Below are 268 nucleotides of genomic sequence, written 5' to 3' on the forward strand. Positions count from 1 at the left end.
GGCATCGACAGAGAGGGTCGAACCGCGCACGATGACATCAGCTTGACCACTAGGACTATCGATATTACCGATATTCGGGACATTACGACGGATCAGATTTTGCCAAGTGGCATCGATATACCAAGGCGCTACCTGTTTAACCTTCGCAGAGGTTTTACCACGTGCAATATTGGCATTAACATGTTCGCCATCACGCTGACGTAGATCCGCGTCAATCTCTAAGTTACCTGCACTGTTTTTTTGTTGATAATGTAGCGACAATCGACCG

General features: G+C 47.4%; 1 protein-coding gene. It reads right to left on the reverse strand.

Annotation, left to right across the window (positions count from 1 at the left end; genetic code table 11):
• Positions 1-268: hypothetical protein (locus AAEY88_RS13860; RefSeq protein ID WP_350563313.1), on the reverse strand; the 268-nt coding region annotated here is incomplete at both ends.

The organism is Psychrobacter sp. CAL346-MNA-CIBAN-0220, from assembly GCF_040309805.1.
Taxonomy (GTDB): Bacteria; Pseudomonadota; Gammaproteobacteria; order Pseudomonadales; family Moraxellaceae; genus Psychrobacter.